The 15,956-nt window shown below is 70.4% G+C and carries 10 protein-coding genes; 2 read left to right on the top strand and 8 right to left on the bottom strand.

What is annotated here, in order from left to right; all coding sequences use genetic code 11:
- Positions 1–35 precede the first annotated feature (35 nt).
- The 4 genes from serA to MRBLMI12_RS14785 all read right to left on the bottom strand — a co-directional run bounded on the left by serA (position 36) and on the right by MRBLMI12_RS14785 (position 3,165).
- Positions 36–1,640, bottom strand: coding sequence for a phosphoglycerate dehydrogenase (gene serA / locus MRBLMI12_RS14800; RefSeq protein ID WP_349427272.1), 1,605 nt, complete (start codon positions 1,638–1,640; stop codon positions 36–38).
- Positions 1,641–1,795: 155 nt separating this feature from the next.
- Positions 1,796–2,164 carry a bacitracin resistance protein gene (locus MRBLMI12_RS14795; protein ID WP_363357180.1) on the bottom strand — a complete coding sequence of 123 codons (369 nt, stop codon included), beginning with the start codon at positions 2,162–2,164 and terminating at the stop codon, positions 1,796–1,798.
- Positions 2,161–2,706 carry a DNA polymerase III subunit gamma/tau gene (locus tag MRBLMI12_RS14790; protein WP_363357179.1) on the bottom strand — a complete coding sequence of 182 codons (546 nt, stop codon included), beginning with the start codon at positions 2,704–2,706 and terminating at the stop codon, positions 2,161–2,163. Before MRBLMI12_RS14790 ends, MRBLMI12_RS14795 begins: the two co-directional genes overlap by 4 nt.
- 69 nt (positions 2,707–2,775) lie before the next feature.
- Entirely contained in the window at positions 2,776–3,165 is a 390-nt protein-coding gene (locus MRBLMI12_RS14785) for a hypothetical protein (protein ID WP_363357178.1), read from the bottom strand.
- Positions 3,166–3,320: 155 nt separating this feature from the next.
- On the opposite strand from MRBLMI12_RS14785, the gene MRBLMI12_RS14780 reads away from it, so the two are divergent.
- Complete coding sequence (locus MRBLMI12_RS14780; protein WP_363357177.1) at positions 3,321–7,508, top strand: BTAD domain-containing putative transcriptional regulator; 4,188 nt, start codon at positions 3,321–3,323, stop codon at positions 7,506–7,508.
- Between the two features lie 14 nt (positions 7,509–7,522).
- Here the strand turns inward: MRBLMI12_RS14780 and MRBLMI12_RS14775 are convergent, their stop codons facing one another.
- The 3 genes from MRBLMI12_RS14775 to MRBLMI12_RS14765 all read right to left on the bottom strand — a co-directional run bounded on the left by MRBLMI12_RS14775 (position 7,523) and on the right by MRBLMI12_RS14765 (position 9,486).
- Entirely contained in the window at positions 7,523–8,377 is an 855-nt protein-coding gene (locus MRBLMI12_RS14775; protein ID WP_363357176.1) for a peptidoglycan-binding domain-containing protein, read from the bottom strand.
- Positions 8,378–8,482: 105 nt separating this feature from the next.
- Positions 8,483–9,199 carry a copper homeostasis protein CutC gene (locus tag MRBLMI12_RS14770; protein ID WP_363357175.1) on the bottom strand — a complete coding sequence of 239 codons (717 nt, stop codon included), beginning with the start codon at positions 9,197–9,199 and terminating at the stop codon, positions 8,483–8,485.
- Between the two features lie 80 nt (positions 9,200–9,279).
- Positions 9,280–9,486 carry a hypothetical protein gene (locus tag MRBLMI12_RS14765; RefSeq protein WP_363357174.1) on the bottom strand — a complete coding sequence of 69 codons (207 nt, stop codon included), beginning with the start codon at positions 9,484–9,486 and terminating at the stop codon, positions 9,280–9,282.
- A 422-nt stretch (positions 9,487–9,908) separates the two neighbouring features.
- On the opposite strand from MRBLMI12_RS14765, the gene MRBLMI12_RS14760 reads away from it, so the two are divergent.
- A complete protein-coding gene (locus tag MRBLMI12_RS14760; protein WP_363357173.1) occupies positions 9,909–13,949 on the top strand; it encodes a BTAD domain-containing putative transcriptional regulator in 4,041 nt (1,346 codons plus the stop codon).
- Between the two features lie 116 nt (positions 13,950–14,065).
- Here MRBLMI12_RS14760 and MRBLMI12_RS14755 read toward each other — a convergent pair whose 3' ends face one another.
- Positions 14,066–15,904, bottom strand: a complete 1,839-nt coding sequence (locus MRBLMI12_RS14755) for a 5'-nucleotidase C-terminal domain-containing protein (protein WP_363357172.1) — start codon at positions 15,902–15,904, stop codon at positions 14,066–14,068.
- Positions 15,905–15,956 lie beyond the last annotated feature (52 nt).

The following is a 15,956-nucleotide window of genomic DNA, read 5'->3' as shown; positions in this document are numbered from 1 at the left end:
GGCGACTGCGCGGATGCCTCCCCCGGTGCCACCGCTCAGTCCTCGGTGACCTCGATGCGGCGGAACAGGTCGGCGCCCACCGCTTCGCGCATCTCGTCGAGGAGGTCCTCGGGCACCGGCGAGTCCACCGTGAGCACCGACAGGGCGCGTCCGCTCGCGTCGGCCTGCGCCACCTGGAGCCCGGCGATGTTGATCCCCGCGCTGCCGAGCTTCTGGCCGTAGATCGCGACGATGCCGGGACGGTCGGCGTAGCGCATGACGAGGTGATGGCGCTCGATGGGCACCTCGATCTCGTAGCCGTTGATGCCGACGACCTTGGGCACCATGCGCGTGCCGGCGAGCGTGCCGGCGACCGTGAGCACGGAGCCGTCGGCGAGCGTACCGCGCAGGATCGTGATGTTGCGGTAGAGCGGGCTCTCGGCCTCGACGATCAGCCGGGTCTCGATGCCGCGCTGCTCGGCGAACAGCGGCGCGTTCACGTACGAGACGTTCTCGCTGACGACGTTGGCGAGGATGCCCTTGAGGGCTGCCAGCCGGTAGACGCTGACGTCGTAGGCCGCGAGCTCGCCGCGCACCTCGATGTCGAGGCTCGTGAGGGCACTGTGCGCCAGCCCGGTGAAGAACTGTCCGAGCTGCTCGACCAGCGAGATGCCGGGACGCACGAAGGGGTCGATGATGCCGCCCGCGACGTTCACCGCATCGGGCACGAGGTCGCCCTCGAGCGCGAGCTTGACGGACTTCGCGACCGAGACGCCCGCCTTCTCCTGCGCCTCGTCGGTCGAGGCGCCGAGGTGCGGCGTGACGACGACGTTGGGCAGGCTCAGCAGCGGGAACGCGGTGCCCTCCGGCGCGGGCGGCTCGCTCGTGAACACGTCAAGGCCGGCTCCGGCGATCTCACCCTCGTTCAGAGCTGTGTACAGCGCCTCTTCGTCGATGAGGCCGCCGCGCGCGACGTTGACGACGAACGCCGTCTTCTTCATCAGGCGGAACTGCTCGGCGCCGATCATGCCGGTCGTCTCGGGAGTCTTCGGCATGTGGATCGTGACGAAGTCGCTCTGCGCGAGCAGCTCGTCGAGGTCGAGCAGCTGCACACCGAGCTGCTGGGCGCGCGTCGGCGTGACGTAGGGGTCGTACGCGACGACCGACACCCCGAACGCCTGCAGTCGCGCGGCGATGAGGGCGCCGATGCGGCCGAGGCCGATGATGCCGACGGTCTTCTCGAAGATCTCGGTGCCGGTGTACGAGCTGCGCTTCCAGGCGCCGCCGGCGAGCGACGCGTGAGCGGCCGGGATGCGGCGGGCGAGGCTGAGGATGTGCCCGACGGTGAGCTCGGCCGCCGAGATGATGTTGGAGGTCGGTGCGTTCACGACCATGACGCCGGCCGTCGTGGCCGTCTTGATGTCGACGTTGTCGAGGCCGACGCCCGCGCGGGCGACGACCTTCAGCACGGGAGCCGCGGCGATCGCCTCGGCATCCACCTTGGTCGCCGAGCGGATGAGCACCGCGTGCGCATCGGCAAGGGCCGACAGCAGCGCGGGGCGGTCGGTGCCGTCGACGTGACGCACGTCGAAGTCGGGCCCCAGGGCGTCGATCGTGGCGGGAGACAGTTCTTCGGCGATGAGGACGACAGGCTTCGGCACGGGTGGTTCCTTTGGGGGCGGTGCGCGAGCGCGCGGAGCAGGGCAGACCGGATGCCGCGCCGCACGCCGTCGGGGGCGAGGCCTGTGCCAGCCTACCGCCCGTGCGGCGACCCGCCCGACCGTGTGACAACCGCCGGGCTCGAGGGTCGAGAGCCTCAGCCGACCAGCGAGGCGCTGTAGCCGACGGTGTACGCGATGACGTTGAGCCAGAACACGGAGACGAGCGCAAGGCCCGTCACCATGACGAGCAGCAGTTCGTGCGCAGGGCGGCGGTGGCCGAGCACGAACGCGCCGCCCCATACGACGATGGGGAACACCGCAGCGAAGATCCACACGAACCAGCCGAGAGCGTTGAGCGACATGCCCGCGTCGCCGTAGAAGCCGATCGTCTCGACCAGGTTCCCGATCGCGTTCCACACTGCGTAGGCGTAGAACAGCCCCGCGAGCGCCGATATCGTCACCACCAGCCACAGCGGCGCCCTTCGAGTGCGACGTGCTGCGGCATCCGTGTTCTGGCCGGTCATTGCCCCACCGCCCCGATCAGCACGAACGGCCACGGCACGAGCAGGACCGCGCCTGCTCCGAGCCACGCGAAACGCACCCACGTGCGCCCCGTGCGGGTGAGCAGGACCACCGTCGCGAACCACAGCACCGGCGCGAGCACGGCGAGCCAGAGGCTGCCTTGGTACATCAGATCTGTGACCAGAAACGGTCGCCATCCCTGCAGTCGCAGGCCACCGACGATCCAGCCGATCGCGTAGAGCGCGTACACGCCGCCCAGCACGCCGAGGGCGACGAGCGCGCCGTTGCCCAGCGATCGCGGCTCGGCCACGGTGTCGCCGCCGGCCGGCGTCTCTTCTTCAACGGATGCCGCATCCGGGGTCCCCGCGGCGCCGACGGCCTCGCTGCCCTTGCCGACCGCGGTGTAGCCGTGCGGAAGCTCGGGCACCGAGGATCGCGCGGGCGCCTCGGGTGCAGGATCCGACCCGGCGGAATCACCGAGGTCGAGCGTGGGATCGTCGTCGCCGTCCCAGGAGAGGGCATCGTCGTCGCGTCCGGTCGTCACGCGTTCCAGAGTAGTGCGGCCGGAGGCGATGACGATGTGCACCGAACCGGCGGTCGCGGATCCGCCGGTTCACTCCCCCGGTGTGATGCACTGCACGCGATCGGCGCCGCGGGGTGCCGCGACCACGACGTGTTGCAGGCATCCCGGCATCCGGCCGATCGCCGCCATCTTCTCGGTGGCGACGAGGCGGTCGATCTGGTCGGCCGTCATGCCGGCGAAGCGATCGTCGCGCGCCGCCGTGACCCTCCCGATGAGCTGCTCCAGACGGTCGGCCGTCAGGTGCTGATCGAGTCCCTCCGGCCTCACCGGCACCTGCCGGGCCGTGTCGGTCTGAGGCGCCTGCGCCTGCGCGCCGGTCTGACAGGCGGCCAGTCCGAGCAGCAGCGTTCCGGCGGTGAGCGCGGCGGCCGCGCCGCGCACCAGGCGGGTGCGGCGCGGGGTTGCCGTCGTTGCGTCCATGATGATTCCTTCCACGAGCTCCCGCCCCCGTCGGCGGGAAGCGATACTTCACTGTCGGACGGGTGCGTATCCGGCCCGCCCCGACGGATATCCGTCGCATATCCGTCCTCTGCGCGGCTCTTGACCGGTGCGGACGCCGCGCTCAGACTTCAGGTGTGAGGATCCGGGTCTTAGGACCGCTGGAGCTGGGGGACGGAACGCTGGGGCCGCGCGAGCGGGCGCTGCTCACGGCGCTGATCGTGCGCCGCGGCGAGGCCCTCCGGCCCGCGGAACTGGCCGAAGCGTGGTGGGGCGACGACCTGCCCGCGACGTGGCCGCAGCAGATCCGCAACTCGATCGCGCGAATCCGCTCCCGGCTCGGAGCGGACGCGATCGCGACCCTCGCCTCGAGCTATCGCCTGGACGTGGACTCCGACTCGATCGACGCGGTGAGGTTCGAGACGCTGGTGACCGCGGCACGCGCGCACGCGTACCAGGGCGACGATAAGCGGGCGATCGATGCCTACCGCCGCGCGCTCGGGCTCTGGCGCGGGACGCCGCTGCAAGACGCCGCGGGCTGGCATCCGGGCGATGCGGAGTCCCGTCGGCTCCTGGAGATCCGGGCGACCGCCGAGGAGGAGCTGCTAGACGCGAGACTCCGCATCGGTGAGCACCGCGCGGTCCTCGCCGACGCCGAACGACTGGTGCGTGCGGAGCCGCTCCGCGAGGACCGCTGGGCGATTCTCGCGCTCGCGGACTACCGCTGCGGGCGCCAGAGCGACGCCCTGGCGGCGATCCGCGCGGCCCGAATGCAGCTGAGCGAGGAGCTCGGGATCGAACCCGGCACGCGGCTGTCGGTGCTCGAGACGGCGATCCTGCGCCAGGATGCCTGGCTCGATGTTCCCGACGCGCCGGTCGAGCAGAGCACGCAGTGCCCGTATCCGGGTCTGCGAGCCTTCGGTCCCGAGGAGGCCGACCTGTACTTCGGCCGCGAGCACGATATCGACGCCGCGGTGGAGCGCACCCGGGCGGGAGGCATGGTGATCGTCGCGGGTCCATCCGGCATCGGCAAGTCCTCGCTCGTGCTCGCAGGAGTCGTGCCGCGGCTGCGCGAGTCCGGAAGAACCGTCGAGATGGTGGCCCCCGGTCCTGACGCGGGTTTGCGGCTCGAGGGCGCCGCCGCCCGCGCCGACGTCCTCGTCGTCGACCAGGCCGAGGAGATCCTGGCTCTGCCGCCCGCAGACCGGGACGCGTTCGGCACCGCGGCGGTCTCTGCGATGAGCCAGGGACGGACGCTGGTGATGACGGCGCGTTCGGACGCGCTCGACCCGCTTCGTGCTCTTCCTGGATCCGGCGACGCCCTGGCAAGCGGCATCCTCCTTCTCGGCCCCATCTCGGTCACCGGCTGCCGCGAGGCGATCGAGGAGCCCGCCCGCCGGAGCGGACTGCGGCTGGAGCCTGGCCTCGTGGAACTGGCCCTGCGCGACCTCGGCGACCGTTCGGGCACGCTGCCTCTCCTGTCCTACGCGCTGCGCGAGACGTGGATCCGCGGCGAAGGCGGCACGCTCACGGTGGCCGGCTATGAGGACTCGGGCGGCATCGCAGGTGCCGTCGCCCAGTCGGCGGAGTCGGTCTACCAGCGCCTCAGCCCGCACGAGCAGGACGTGTGCCGTTCTCTGCTGTTGCGCCTGCTCGAGCGCGAAGAGGACGGCACGGCCACGCGCCGACGTGTGCCCCTCGCCCCGATCCTCGAGGATCCGGGCCGGCGGCGCGTGGTCGAGGCACTCGCGGGTGCCAGGCTGCTCACGCTGGACGACACGTCGGTAGTCGTGACGCACGAGGCCGTCGCCGGCGCGTGGCCGCGCCTGGCCGACTGGCTGGACGAGGACGCGGACCGCGCCCGCGTGGTGCGCCTGGTGGAGGCTGCCGCCGCCGCGTGGGGTGCCGACGGACGCAACGACGAGGACCTCCTCCGGGGAGCGCGGCTGCACACCGTCCTTGCCGACCGGGAGCATCTCGAGGGCGATCTCACCGAGGCCGAGCGGAGCTTCGTCGCCGAATCGGAAGAGCGCGAACAGTCCGCGGTGCGGCAGCTCGAGATGCAGGCGGCGCGCGACCGTGCCCACAACCGCACGCTCCGAGCGGCCCTCGGGGCTGCGGCCGGCCTCCTGGCCGCCGCCGTCGTCGCCGGTGGGATCGCCGTGGTCCGCGGTCAGGAGGCCGCGGCGGCCTCCGAGTCGGCGCGCATAGAGGCGCTCGTGGCGTCGGCGCTCGTGCAGCGCAACTCCGACCGGGACCTCGCGGCCCTGCTGGCCGCCGAGGCCTACCGGCGGTGGCCAGACGACGATCGCACTCGCAGCGCGCTGCTGGGACTGGTGATGGGCGCTGACGGACTGGTGCGTCGAGTCGACTACGGAGGCGCACGCGTGGCCCTCGCGCCCATCCCGCGAAGCGAAGAGGCCGTGCTCGTGCGGGACGACGAGGACGGCTCCACGGTGGGGATCGTCGACATGGACACCGGTGAGGTGACCCGTGAGCTCGACGTGCCTCTCGTCCCTGCGGAGACCCCATGGGACCGCGCCGTGGCAGTGAGCGACGGCGGCCAGATCCTCGCGATCCAGACGCCGATGTGGGCTGCCGAGGCCGAGGAGGAGTGCTGTCGCAACCACTTCCTCTTCGTGGATCTGGGGACGGGGGAAGCGCTCCCCAGCAGTCAGGTGCTGAACGCGCGCACGACCTTCCAGATCGCTCTGCCAGAAGACGGCTCGGTCGCCTACGTGGGCAACCCGGTGACCCACGACCTGCAGGCGATCGATGTGGCCACAGGGGAAGTGACGGTCTCGTCGCCGGAGGCCCTCGCCGACCACACCGGAGTCGACGGCGACTCCGACAGTGTCGCGATCATCGGGCCAGGTGCGGTGGCCGTCGGCTCGCCTGAGGCTCTCCTCGTCTACGACGATGCGTCGGCCGCGCTCACGCGGCGCATCCCGACGGAAGGCGACCTGACCTCCGCCGGACTCATCGGCGATCGCGCGGGGGGCGTCATAGGAGCTGGACCGGACGGCGTCGCGCGCTTCGACGTCACCCGGGGCGAGATGACATGGCGCGCCGTGGTCCCGCCAGGGCGGCCGTGCCAGTACCTCGCATTGGTCGAATCCTCCGGCGTGATCTACTGCTCGCGCCTGGGCACCGTCGCGGCGCTCGATCTTGCAACGGGCACCTGGACCGGGGAGGAGTTCGCCACGCTGATGGACGAGTATGTGCTGCCGCTGCCCCGGGTCGGAGGAGAGGAGATGCTTCTTCACGCGCCGATCGCTTCCACCACCCTGTACCGCCGCCTGGACGGGACGGGTCCGGCGGCTGCGCTCGTCGCCCGGGGACGGCTGCTGGCGGGTGGGCTCGATGCGACGGGGGATGTCGCCATCACGACGTCGGCGGACGGGACCGGCTTCCAGCGATGGGACATCGAGGCGGACGTCCCACGGGGAGGTGCCGAGGAGTGGCTGTCGTGGATCGGTCCAGACGAACTCGAGCGATTCTCGATCGAAAGCGGCCTCGAGATCGTCGCCGACCACGACCTCGACGCCGGGAAGAACACCGTTGCGCACCTGGATCCCGTGATCGTCGACGCGCTCGGCGACGAAATCGTTCTCGTGCCAGGCCGGCCCGGCCCGCACGCCTTCGCGTTCGCGCCGGGGGTGAACACGTTCTTCGCAGTCGATCCGGCGACGGGCGAGGCGGCCGGTGATGCGCTCGAAGTGCCCGGCATCGAAGGGCGCATGTTCCTCAACCGCGTGAGCGAGAGCGCGGACGGGTCGAGAATCGCCCTCACGTACTACGACACGGGACCGCAGCAGACCTATACGGCAGTGCTCGATCCGCGCACCGGTGAGCTGCTCGCGCACGGCGCGCCCGCCACCGAAGGCAACGCCATCACCGGCACCGGCGATCTCATCACCGTGAGTGACGCCACGCTGACCCGCCACGACCTCGACACGCTGGAGCCCATCGTGTCGTTCCCAAAGCCTTTCAGCAGCGGCAACGCGATCCAGGTCAGCGACGACGGCAGCACGATGCTGGTCGTCGGCTGGGACAACCGGGCGGCGCTCTACGGACTGGACGGCGCGGTCAAGCTCGGCGACACGATCGATGCGCCTTCGCCCGAGCTCGCCCGGGGAGCCCAGCTCTCGCACGACGGCCGCCGCCTCGTGACGGGTACCGCCGACGGAATCCTCGTGTGGGACCTCGACCCTGCTCTCCACGCCAGGGCCGCGTGCGACATCGCGGGCCGTGAGCTCACGGCCATCGAGTGGGCGACGTATTTCCCGGGCGAGGATCAGCGCCCGACCTGCACACCCGACTAGCGGGGCGCCCGCCGTCAGTCGAACAGGCGCAGCATCAGCGTGTGCCAGGTCTGCGGGCCGACGATGCCGTCCGCCGGCGGCAGGAAGACCTGCTGGAACTGCCGTACGGCCGCGTCGGTCTGCGGGCCGAAGTCGCCGTCGACCGTCACGCCGGCCAGCAGAGTCTGGACCGCACGCACCGCCTCACCCTTGGACCCCGCAGGGCCGTCGCCCTGCTTCACGGTGATGATGAGGCTCGGCCAATCGAGCTGGCCGAGCGTGGTCGAGATCTCGACGGCCCGCAGGGTCTGCTGGAACGCCTGGACGGCCTGGCCGCTCAACGGACCGAACGCGCCGTCTGCGGCGATCGTCGCGCCGTGCGCGCGCAGGAGGTGCTGCGCCGCGAGCACGCGCCAGTTCGTCGCCTGTGACGATCCCTGCTTCACGAGCGCCCACGGGCGCTCCCCCGGCACGAACGTGCTGAAGAACGACCATGTCTCGCGGCCGGCCACGCCGTCGAGCGAGAGCCCCCACGACTCCTGGAAGAACTCGACGCGCTCCTTCGTGATCGGGCCGAAGTCCCCGTCGATGACGAGCGGGTCCTCCCCCGGCGAGCGCGCGAGCCCGAACTGCTGGACGGCGCGCACGGCGTCGCCCGTCGATCCCTGGTGCACGGCGACGACGAGCCGGGGCCACGTGATCGGCCCGACGATGCCGTCCGACGGCACACCCTGCGCGGTCTGGAATGCGCTGACCGCCGCTGCGGTCACGGGCCCGTACGCTCCGTCCACGGCCAAGGCGTCGCCGTGTGCCCGCAGCAGGTACTGGATGCCCGGAACGATCGCGGCGGACGATCCCGGTCCGACGGTGCTCCACGGTTCGACGTTCATGACGGCTCCTCTGATCGGTGTCCGATGCGGGGGCTGGCCCCACTCGCTTCCGAGGTGTCGACGGTGCGCCGTGATACGTCCGTCCCGAAACGACGCGACCGCACCTCAGCCCGCGGCGGCGACGGCCTCCGCGACGATGCCGGCGTCCGTCACATCGTGTCCGGCCGAGCCGCCGCCGGGTCCGGACGGCGCGTCGCGGCCCGCCCGCGAGCGGGCGGACAGATGCACGGCGTCCACGCCTGCGGCGAAGAGAGCGGGGATGTCGGCCGGCCGCACTCCGCCGCCCGCCATCACCTCGACGCCGCCGGATCGCGCCGAGAAGGCGGCCAGCGCGTCGATGCCGTCGATCGACCGGGTCGCGCCACCCGAGGTCAGCACGCGGTCGACGCCTTCCGCGACGAGGGCGTCGAAGACGGCGGCGGGGTCGGCCGAGGCATCGACCGCCCGATGGAACACCAGCGTCGCGGGCCCCGCGGCATCCCGCCATCTCCGCACGGTGTCGACATCGAGGCCGCCCTCCGGCGTCAGCGCGCCGACGACCACTCCGCCGGCACCCCGCTCGATGCAGGCACGGATGTCGGCCGACACCAGCGCGACCTCCTCGGCGCTGTACACGAACCCGCCGCCGCGCGGGCGCACCAGGACGTTGACCGTCGAGGGGTCGACGGTGGCCAGCACACCCTCGAGGACCGCGAGCGACGGCGTGAGCCCGCCGACGTCCAGCGCCTGGCACAGTTCGAGCCTTGTGGCCCCCGCCCCGATGGCGGCGCGGGCGCCCTCCGGGTCTTGGACAGCGATCTCGACAGGACGACGTGCTGACATGCCGCGAGCCTAGCCGGGCGTTCGCGCGGCTGCAGACAGGGTGAGACCCGCCGCGCTCGGGGCGGCGGGTCTCTACGGATTCAGGAGAACCGCAGCCGACGCGGCCTCGTGAAGAGGTTGCGGAACCACACGCCGACCCCGGCGACGGCATGCACGGTCGGGCTCGCGGGCGTGACCGTGACGCCGCGATCGGCGATGCTGCGCAGAATCTCGTTCTCGCGATTCAGGCTGGCCGCCCGCTCGCGATCGAGCCGGTCGGCCGTGAATGTCAGGGTGTTCCCGTCCATGGCCGTTCCTTTCGTGTTGATCGCCTGCTTCGGCGATGCTGTGATGTTCTGAGTGAGGTCTCGCTTGCGGTGATACCTGGGCTCCGCCGCTCCTTCCCTGTTCGGACGCAGCTTCCGCGTCCGGTGATGCCACCCTCACGCCCGGTGGTACTCGCCGCGCCGTCGACCGGTACTCATCCGGTACTCGCCGGCCATGCGCGTCATTGACGCGGCGTGGTGGGCGTCCCACACTGCATTCATGGCCATCAGGGTCCTGGGGCCGCTCGATACGGGGACAGAGCACGCCCTGAGCCCGCGGGAGCGGGCCGTGCTCGCCGCACTGATCGTGCGCGTGGGACGGACAGTTTGCGCCGGGCGAGCTCGCGGAGGCCTGCTGGGGTGATGATCCGCCTCGCACGTGGCCTCAGCAGGTCAAGACTTCGGTGGCGCGCATCCGCGCGGGTCTCGGCACCACCGCCGTTCTGACCCGAGGCTCGGCGTACGCGCTCGGGATCGATCCTGCGACCGTCGACGCGTTCGAATTCGAGCGCCTCGTCTCCTCCGCTCGGCAGCACGCCCTGCACGACGAGAACGACCGCGCTGTCGAGATGTACCGACGCGGGCTGGCGCTGTGGCGCGGAGTCGCCTACGTCGAACTCGTGGACTGGGAACCCGCGGCGGTCGAGGCCGAGCGACTCGCCGCGATCCGCGACAGCGCTGAGGAGGAACTCCTCGAGTCGCGACTGGCTGAGGGCGAGCACCGAGCGGTGATCGCGGACGCGGAGCGGCTCGTGCGAGCGGCGCCGTTGCGCGAAGAGCGCTGGGCGGTCCTCGCGATCGCCAACTATCGGGCGGGCAGGCAGGCCGAGGCGCTCGCCACCGTTCGCGCCGCACGGGCGCGGCTCGTCGACGAACTCGGCATCGACATCGGCGCTCGCCTTCGCGAGCTGGAAGCGTCGATGCTCAGACAGGACCCGGCACTCACCCTCGTCAGGACACTGCACCGGGTGAGCGACGCGTGTCCGTACCGCGGCCTGGCCCCCTACTCGCCCGCTGACGTTGACGCGTTCTTCGGCCGCGACGACGACGTGGACGACATCCAGGAGCGGGTGCGCCCCGGGTCCCTCACCGCGGTGGTCGGCGCGTCGGGGTCCGGGAAGTCTTCCCTCGTGCTCGCCGGAGTGCTCCCGCGTCTCACGAGCGGACGCACGGTCGTCGTGCTGACAGCGGGGCGCGACGCGGCGCTCGACCTGCGAGCCCGGATCGAGCAGCGGGGCGCGGCCGACATCGTGGTCATCGATCAGGCCGAAGCGGTGTTCCAGCTCGCCGAGCGGGAGCGAGACGAACTCTGCGCGATCGTCGCGGACGTGCTCGCTGCCGGTTCGGCGGTGCTGATGACCTTGCGCAGCGAATTCCTCGATCGTGCGACGGGCCTGCCGTACGTCGGCACGGCGATCGGCCGTGGGGTGCTGGCGATCGGCCCGCTCACTGCCGACGGTCTCCGCCGGGCGATCGAGTGCCCGGCTGTCGGCGCCGGCCTGCGGCTCGAGGCCGGGCTGGTCGAGGTGATCGAGCGGGACGCCGGAGATCGCCGCACGACGCTCCCCCACGTCTCGCACGCGCTGGTCGAGACATGGGTCCGCCGCGAGGGGGCAACCCTGACGGTCGCCGGGTACGAGGCGTCCGGCGGCATCGCGGGAGCTATCGCTCAGTCGGCCGAGTCCCTGTACCGCTCCCTCGACGCGCACGACGCCTCCGCGTGCCGCTCGCTCATGCTGCGCCTGGTGCACCGAGGTGCGGACGGCGTCTCCGTGCGCCGCACCGCCTCGCTCGCACCTCTCGCAGCCGACCCGGCACGCCGCAGAGTGATCGATCGACTCGTGGCGGTTCGGCTGCTGACCACCGACGCCGACGACATCACGGTGGCCCACGAGGCGATCGCCACAGCCTGGCCGCGGCTCGACGGCTGGCTCGAGAATGATGCCGAAGGTGCACGTCTGGTGGGCACGGTCGCCACCGCCGCCGAGCTGTGGCACGGATCCGGCCGCCGCGAGGAGGACCTTCTCCGGGGAGCGCGGCTGCACGCCGCCATGGACTGGTCGGAAGAGTCGGCCGCCGATCTCACTGCAGTGGAGCGCGAGTTCCTCAAATCCTCGTCAGAACGCGAGCAGGTCGAGATCCGCGAGCTCGCGGATCGTGCGGCGCGGGACAAACGCGACAACCGCCGGCTGCGGTGGATCGTCGGAGGTGCCGGCGTGCTGCTGGTGGCGGCGATCATCGGCGGAAGCCTCGCGGCTGTCCGAGGCGGTGAGGCGCAGGTCGCTGCCGAGAACGCGAGCGTCGAGGCTCTCGTTGCAACGTCTCTTTCTCTGCTCGACAACGATCGGGAGACCGCCGCGCTGCTGGCCGCTGAGGCCTACCGCCGGTGGCCCGACGATCCGCGGACCCGATCCGCACTATGGGGTGTCGTGACGGACTCAGGAGGCGTCGTCGATGTCCGCCACGGAGACGACGCGTCTCTGCCGTGGCTGGATGTCGTTCCCGGCGCTCGCACCGCGGTTCGAGTGTCGGTGAGCGCGGCCGATCAAACAGCATCCATCGTCGACATCGTCGATCTCGCGACCGGCGAATCACGCGACGTGCTGGACACCGATCTGCCGGCGGCAGTAGCCGGGTCGGAACGCACCGTCTCCGTAAGTCCTGATGGTTCCGCCGTGGCGATCAGCGTGTTCGTCCACCCTGAACCGCGAGTCGAGGACGAATGCTGTTGGACGCATATTTCGGTGATCGATCTCGAGACGGAACAGGCGCGACCAGCCATCGAAACCATTCGAGCGATCCTGGTCCCCGCCGCCGCCGCATGGGACGCTGCGGGTCGGCATGTGTTCATGGTCGACGCGACAAGCGCCGAACTCATCGCTGTCGACACCACGTCCGGCGCGATGCGAGCATCGAGCGGCTGGACTCCTTCCGCCGATCCGGACATGAACGAATTGAAGACCTTCGCGAACCCCACCATCTTCGACGACCGGCTGGTCGCTGTCGGGGCCGGCCCCGAGATCCGGTTGTACGAGCAGGATTCACTCGAGCTCTTGCGAACGATTTCGTTCGAAGACGACCGATCGAGTGAGGCGATCATCACCGACGGTCGCGGTGGTCTCGTGGCGGCAGGGTGGGATGGCACCGTCCGCATCGCTTCCGACGGGACGATCGTGTGGCGCCGGTCCGCAGAAGCGACGGAGACCTGCGTGTCTCTGCATCTCGCGACCGTCGACACGATCGCATGCGGGTCTTACGGAGGATTGTCGATCCTCGATCTCGACACGGGCAACACGACTGGCGCAGCGGCCCCGCTTCAGTACAACCGGAAAGCCTTCTTCGAAACCATCGACGACGAGACCCTGCTCGCGTTTCCCACGGTCCCACCGGTGTGGCTGCGCTGGCGAATCGATGGCGGCGGCGCCGGCGCCGGCGTCATCGCGAAGGGACGCGAACTCCTTGAAGGCCCGGATGCAGGAGGGTCCCTCGTCGTCACGCAACCGGCTGGTGGCGGGCCGATGCAGCTGTGGGACATCACTCGCGACGTACCTGTCGGCGATGAGTCGGGGCGGATCGTGCCGCTCGGCAGCGGCGTGGTCGCGCGCTTCGACGAGCAACCGTCGGGTCCGTTGTACGCCCGGCATGAAGATCAGTGGGGTCGACCGACGCTCCAGCGCGTGTCGACGGCCGATGAGTTCCCACTCCGTATCGCCGGTCTGCCGAACTCGGTGAACGTCTACCCGGGCGGCTGGGCCACCCCGGCTTTCGCCGCGTGGCCCGATGGCGTCGTCGCCTTCGATCCCTCGTCGGGCGAGGCGGTCGGACCCACCATGACGCTCCCCGAAGGCTTCACCACAGTGATATCGGTCAGCGAGACTCCAGACTCGACGCTGGCCGTGATCACATGGTTCAACCAACGGCGCGCCAACTCCGAGACCGGGGTCTTCGATATCTCGACGGGAGACCTCGTGGCGCGCGGTCTCTTCGGGCTGGAGGGGAGCCTCGCCGGGAGCGATGACCACGTGATCGGCGTCGCAGAGGACGAAGCAGGGGTCTATGACATTCACACACTCGAGCCGCTCGCGGCCCTCGCCCGATCAGCGGGCGGCGGCAATCGGATCACGGTCAGCGAGGACGGCCGCACGCTGCTCAACGTCGGGTACAACAACGCACTCACGCTCTACGACCTGACGGGGAACATCGCCCTCGCGGGTCCGCTCGACGGTCTTGCGGACGCGACGCGCATAGCCGGCGGGTTCCTCACGGCCGACGGCGAGACTCTGCTCGAGGCGCTGCCTGACGGCATCCGTGTCTGGGATCTGCGTCCCGACGCGCAGGCGCTCGACGCGTGCGCGCTGGCGGGGCGTGAGCTCTCGGCGGAGGAATGGTCGACGTACTTCCCTGGGGAAGAACGGGTCGACACGTGTGCGGCGCTCACGTCGTGACGGGCTGCGCTCGGCCGCGCCCGGGCGCCTGTGCCGCACTCGGCGTGGCCGCCTGACGAGACGGAATCGACGCGGCCCGGCTCCCGCCCGAGGGAGCCGGGGCTTCGCCGCCGGGATCAGAACACGGGGATGCCGGCGCGCACCAGCTTCCAGTTCACCACGTGGAAGTCGGCGGGATCGATCACGCCCGTCGCGGACGCGTATGCGACGATCGCCTCGCGGATGGCGACCTGGGCGTTGTAGACGACCGGTGCCGCCGCGATGTGCGGGAATCCGCCACCGCCGGACTGCCGGTAGTTGTTGACCGCCACCACGAAGCGCTGGTCGGCGGCGACAGGCACTCCCTCCCACGCGAGGTTCGCGATGCGCGAGCCCTGCGCCTGCGAGATGTCGATGTCGTAGGTCACGCCCGAGAACTGGTCGAAGTTGTAGTCCGGTGTCCCGAGGGCGTTCGTCCATGTAGCGGGGGCCACCGCTGCGTCGGGAGCCACCGTCAGGAAGTACTTGGCGGAGTACTCGAGGTAGTCCTTGATCTGTGCTCCTGTCAGCACCGAGCCCAGCAGCGTGTTGTCGTAGATATAGAGGCCGGCGACGTCTTTGATCGTCACCTGGCCCGCCGGGAACGTCGCCGCACGGTTGAACGGTGCCGCGAGCGAGATGACCGGAAGGGATGCCTCGGCCGTGCCCGCGATCGCCTTCGATACCGTATCGATCTGCACGTGGTTGACGTAGTCGAGGATCGCGGTGTCCTTCCAGCAGGACTCGGCGGCCGACAGCGTCTCGGTCGAGGTCGCCACCGGGGTGTTCACGTACGCCACGACCGCGTCGTGCTGAGCCTTCACGACCTGCACCAGCGCCGGGTCGTCGGCGACCGTGTTGGTGTTCACCGTGAGCGACTTCGCCGCGGCCACGACCCACTGACCCCGCTCCATGGTGAGCTCGAGGTCGAAGACGCTGAGGCGCTGACCCCAGTTCTTCGGTTCGCTCATCACGACCTCTTTGCCGGTGACCTTGTTGATCACCCGTACTTCCGGCTTGTCGAGGTGTGCATGCCCGAACAGGATCGCGTCGATGCCCGGCACCTCCTCCGCCAGCATGCGGGCGGCGTTCTCCACCGGCAGGTCGGAGCCGTACGAGGACAGGCCGCTGTCGCCGGCGTGCACGCTCACCACGACGACATCGACCCCCTCGGCGTGCATGACAGGTACCCAGCGGGCCGCCGTCTCCACGACGTCGAGCACGTCGAGGCGACCGCTCACATTGCCCTTGTCCCAGATCACGACGCCCGGATTCGTGAGCCCGAGCACTCCGACGCGGATCGGCTTGTATCCGGGCACGCGCATCTTCTTGACGATGTAGGGCCGGAACGCAGGCTCGGTGGTGCCCGCGTGCACGGCGTTGGCGGCCAGGGCGGGGGCATCCAGCTGCGAGATCCAGTAGTCGAGGAAGTCGAGCCCGTAGTTGAACTCGTGGTTGCCGAGCGCCACGGCGTCGTAGCCGATCGCGTTGAACCCTGCTGCGATCGGGTGCACGGCGCCGGATGCGTTCACCGGGTCGACGGTCGCGTAGTAGAAGCCGAGCGGGGAGCCCTGGATGGTGTCGCCGGCGTCGAAGAGCAGCGTGCGTTCACGGCCGCGGTCCGCGCGGATCTGGTTCACGAGGCTCGAGACGCGGGCCAGGCCGATGGTGTTGCCCGCGCTGTCGCTGTAGGCGGCGTCCTTGTAGTAGTCCCAGTTGAGCGCATTGGCATGGATGTCGGAGGTGCCCATGATCGTGATCGTGACCGACCTGCGACCGCCCTCAGCCGCCATCGCCTTCGGCGTCTGCGCCCAGCCCGCCGCGGCGAGGACGCTGGCCGCGGAGACGCCGACGAGGAAGTTGCGGCGACTGAGACCCGACCGAGGCGGGGTGTCCGCCTGAGGGTCGACGTCGTGGTCGGATTCGTGATCAGGCATGTGTTCTCCCATGGCGAGGATCACACCACGCGCGCGTGCCCGGCGACAAGGA

It is taken from the genome of Microbacterium sp. LMI12-1-1.1 (assembly GCF_040676455.1).
Lineage (GTDB): Bacteria > Actinomycetota > Actinomycetes > Actinomycetales > Microbacteriaceae > Microbacterium.
This window is presented reverse-complemented; position numbering and strand designations above follow the sequence as displayed.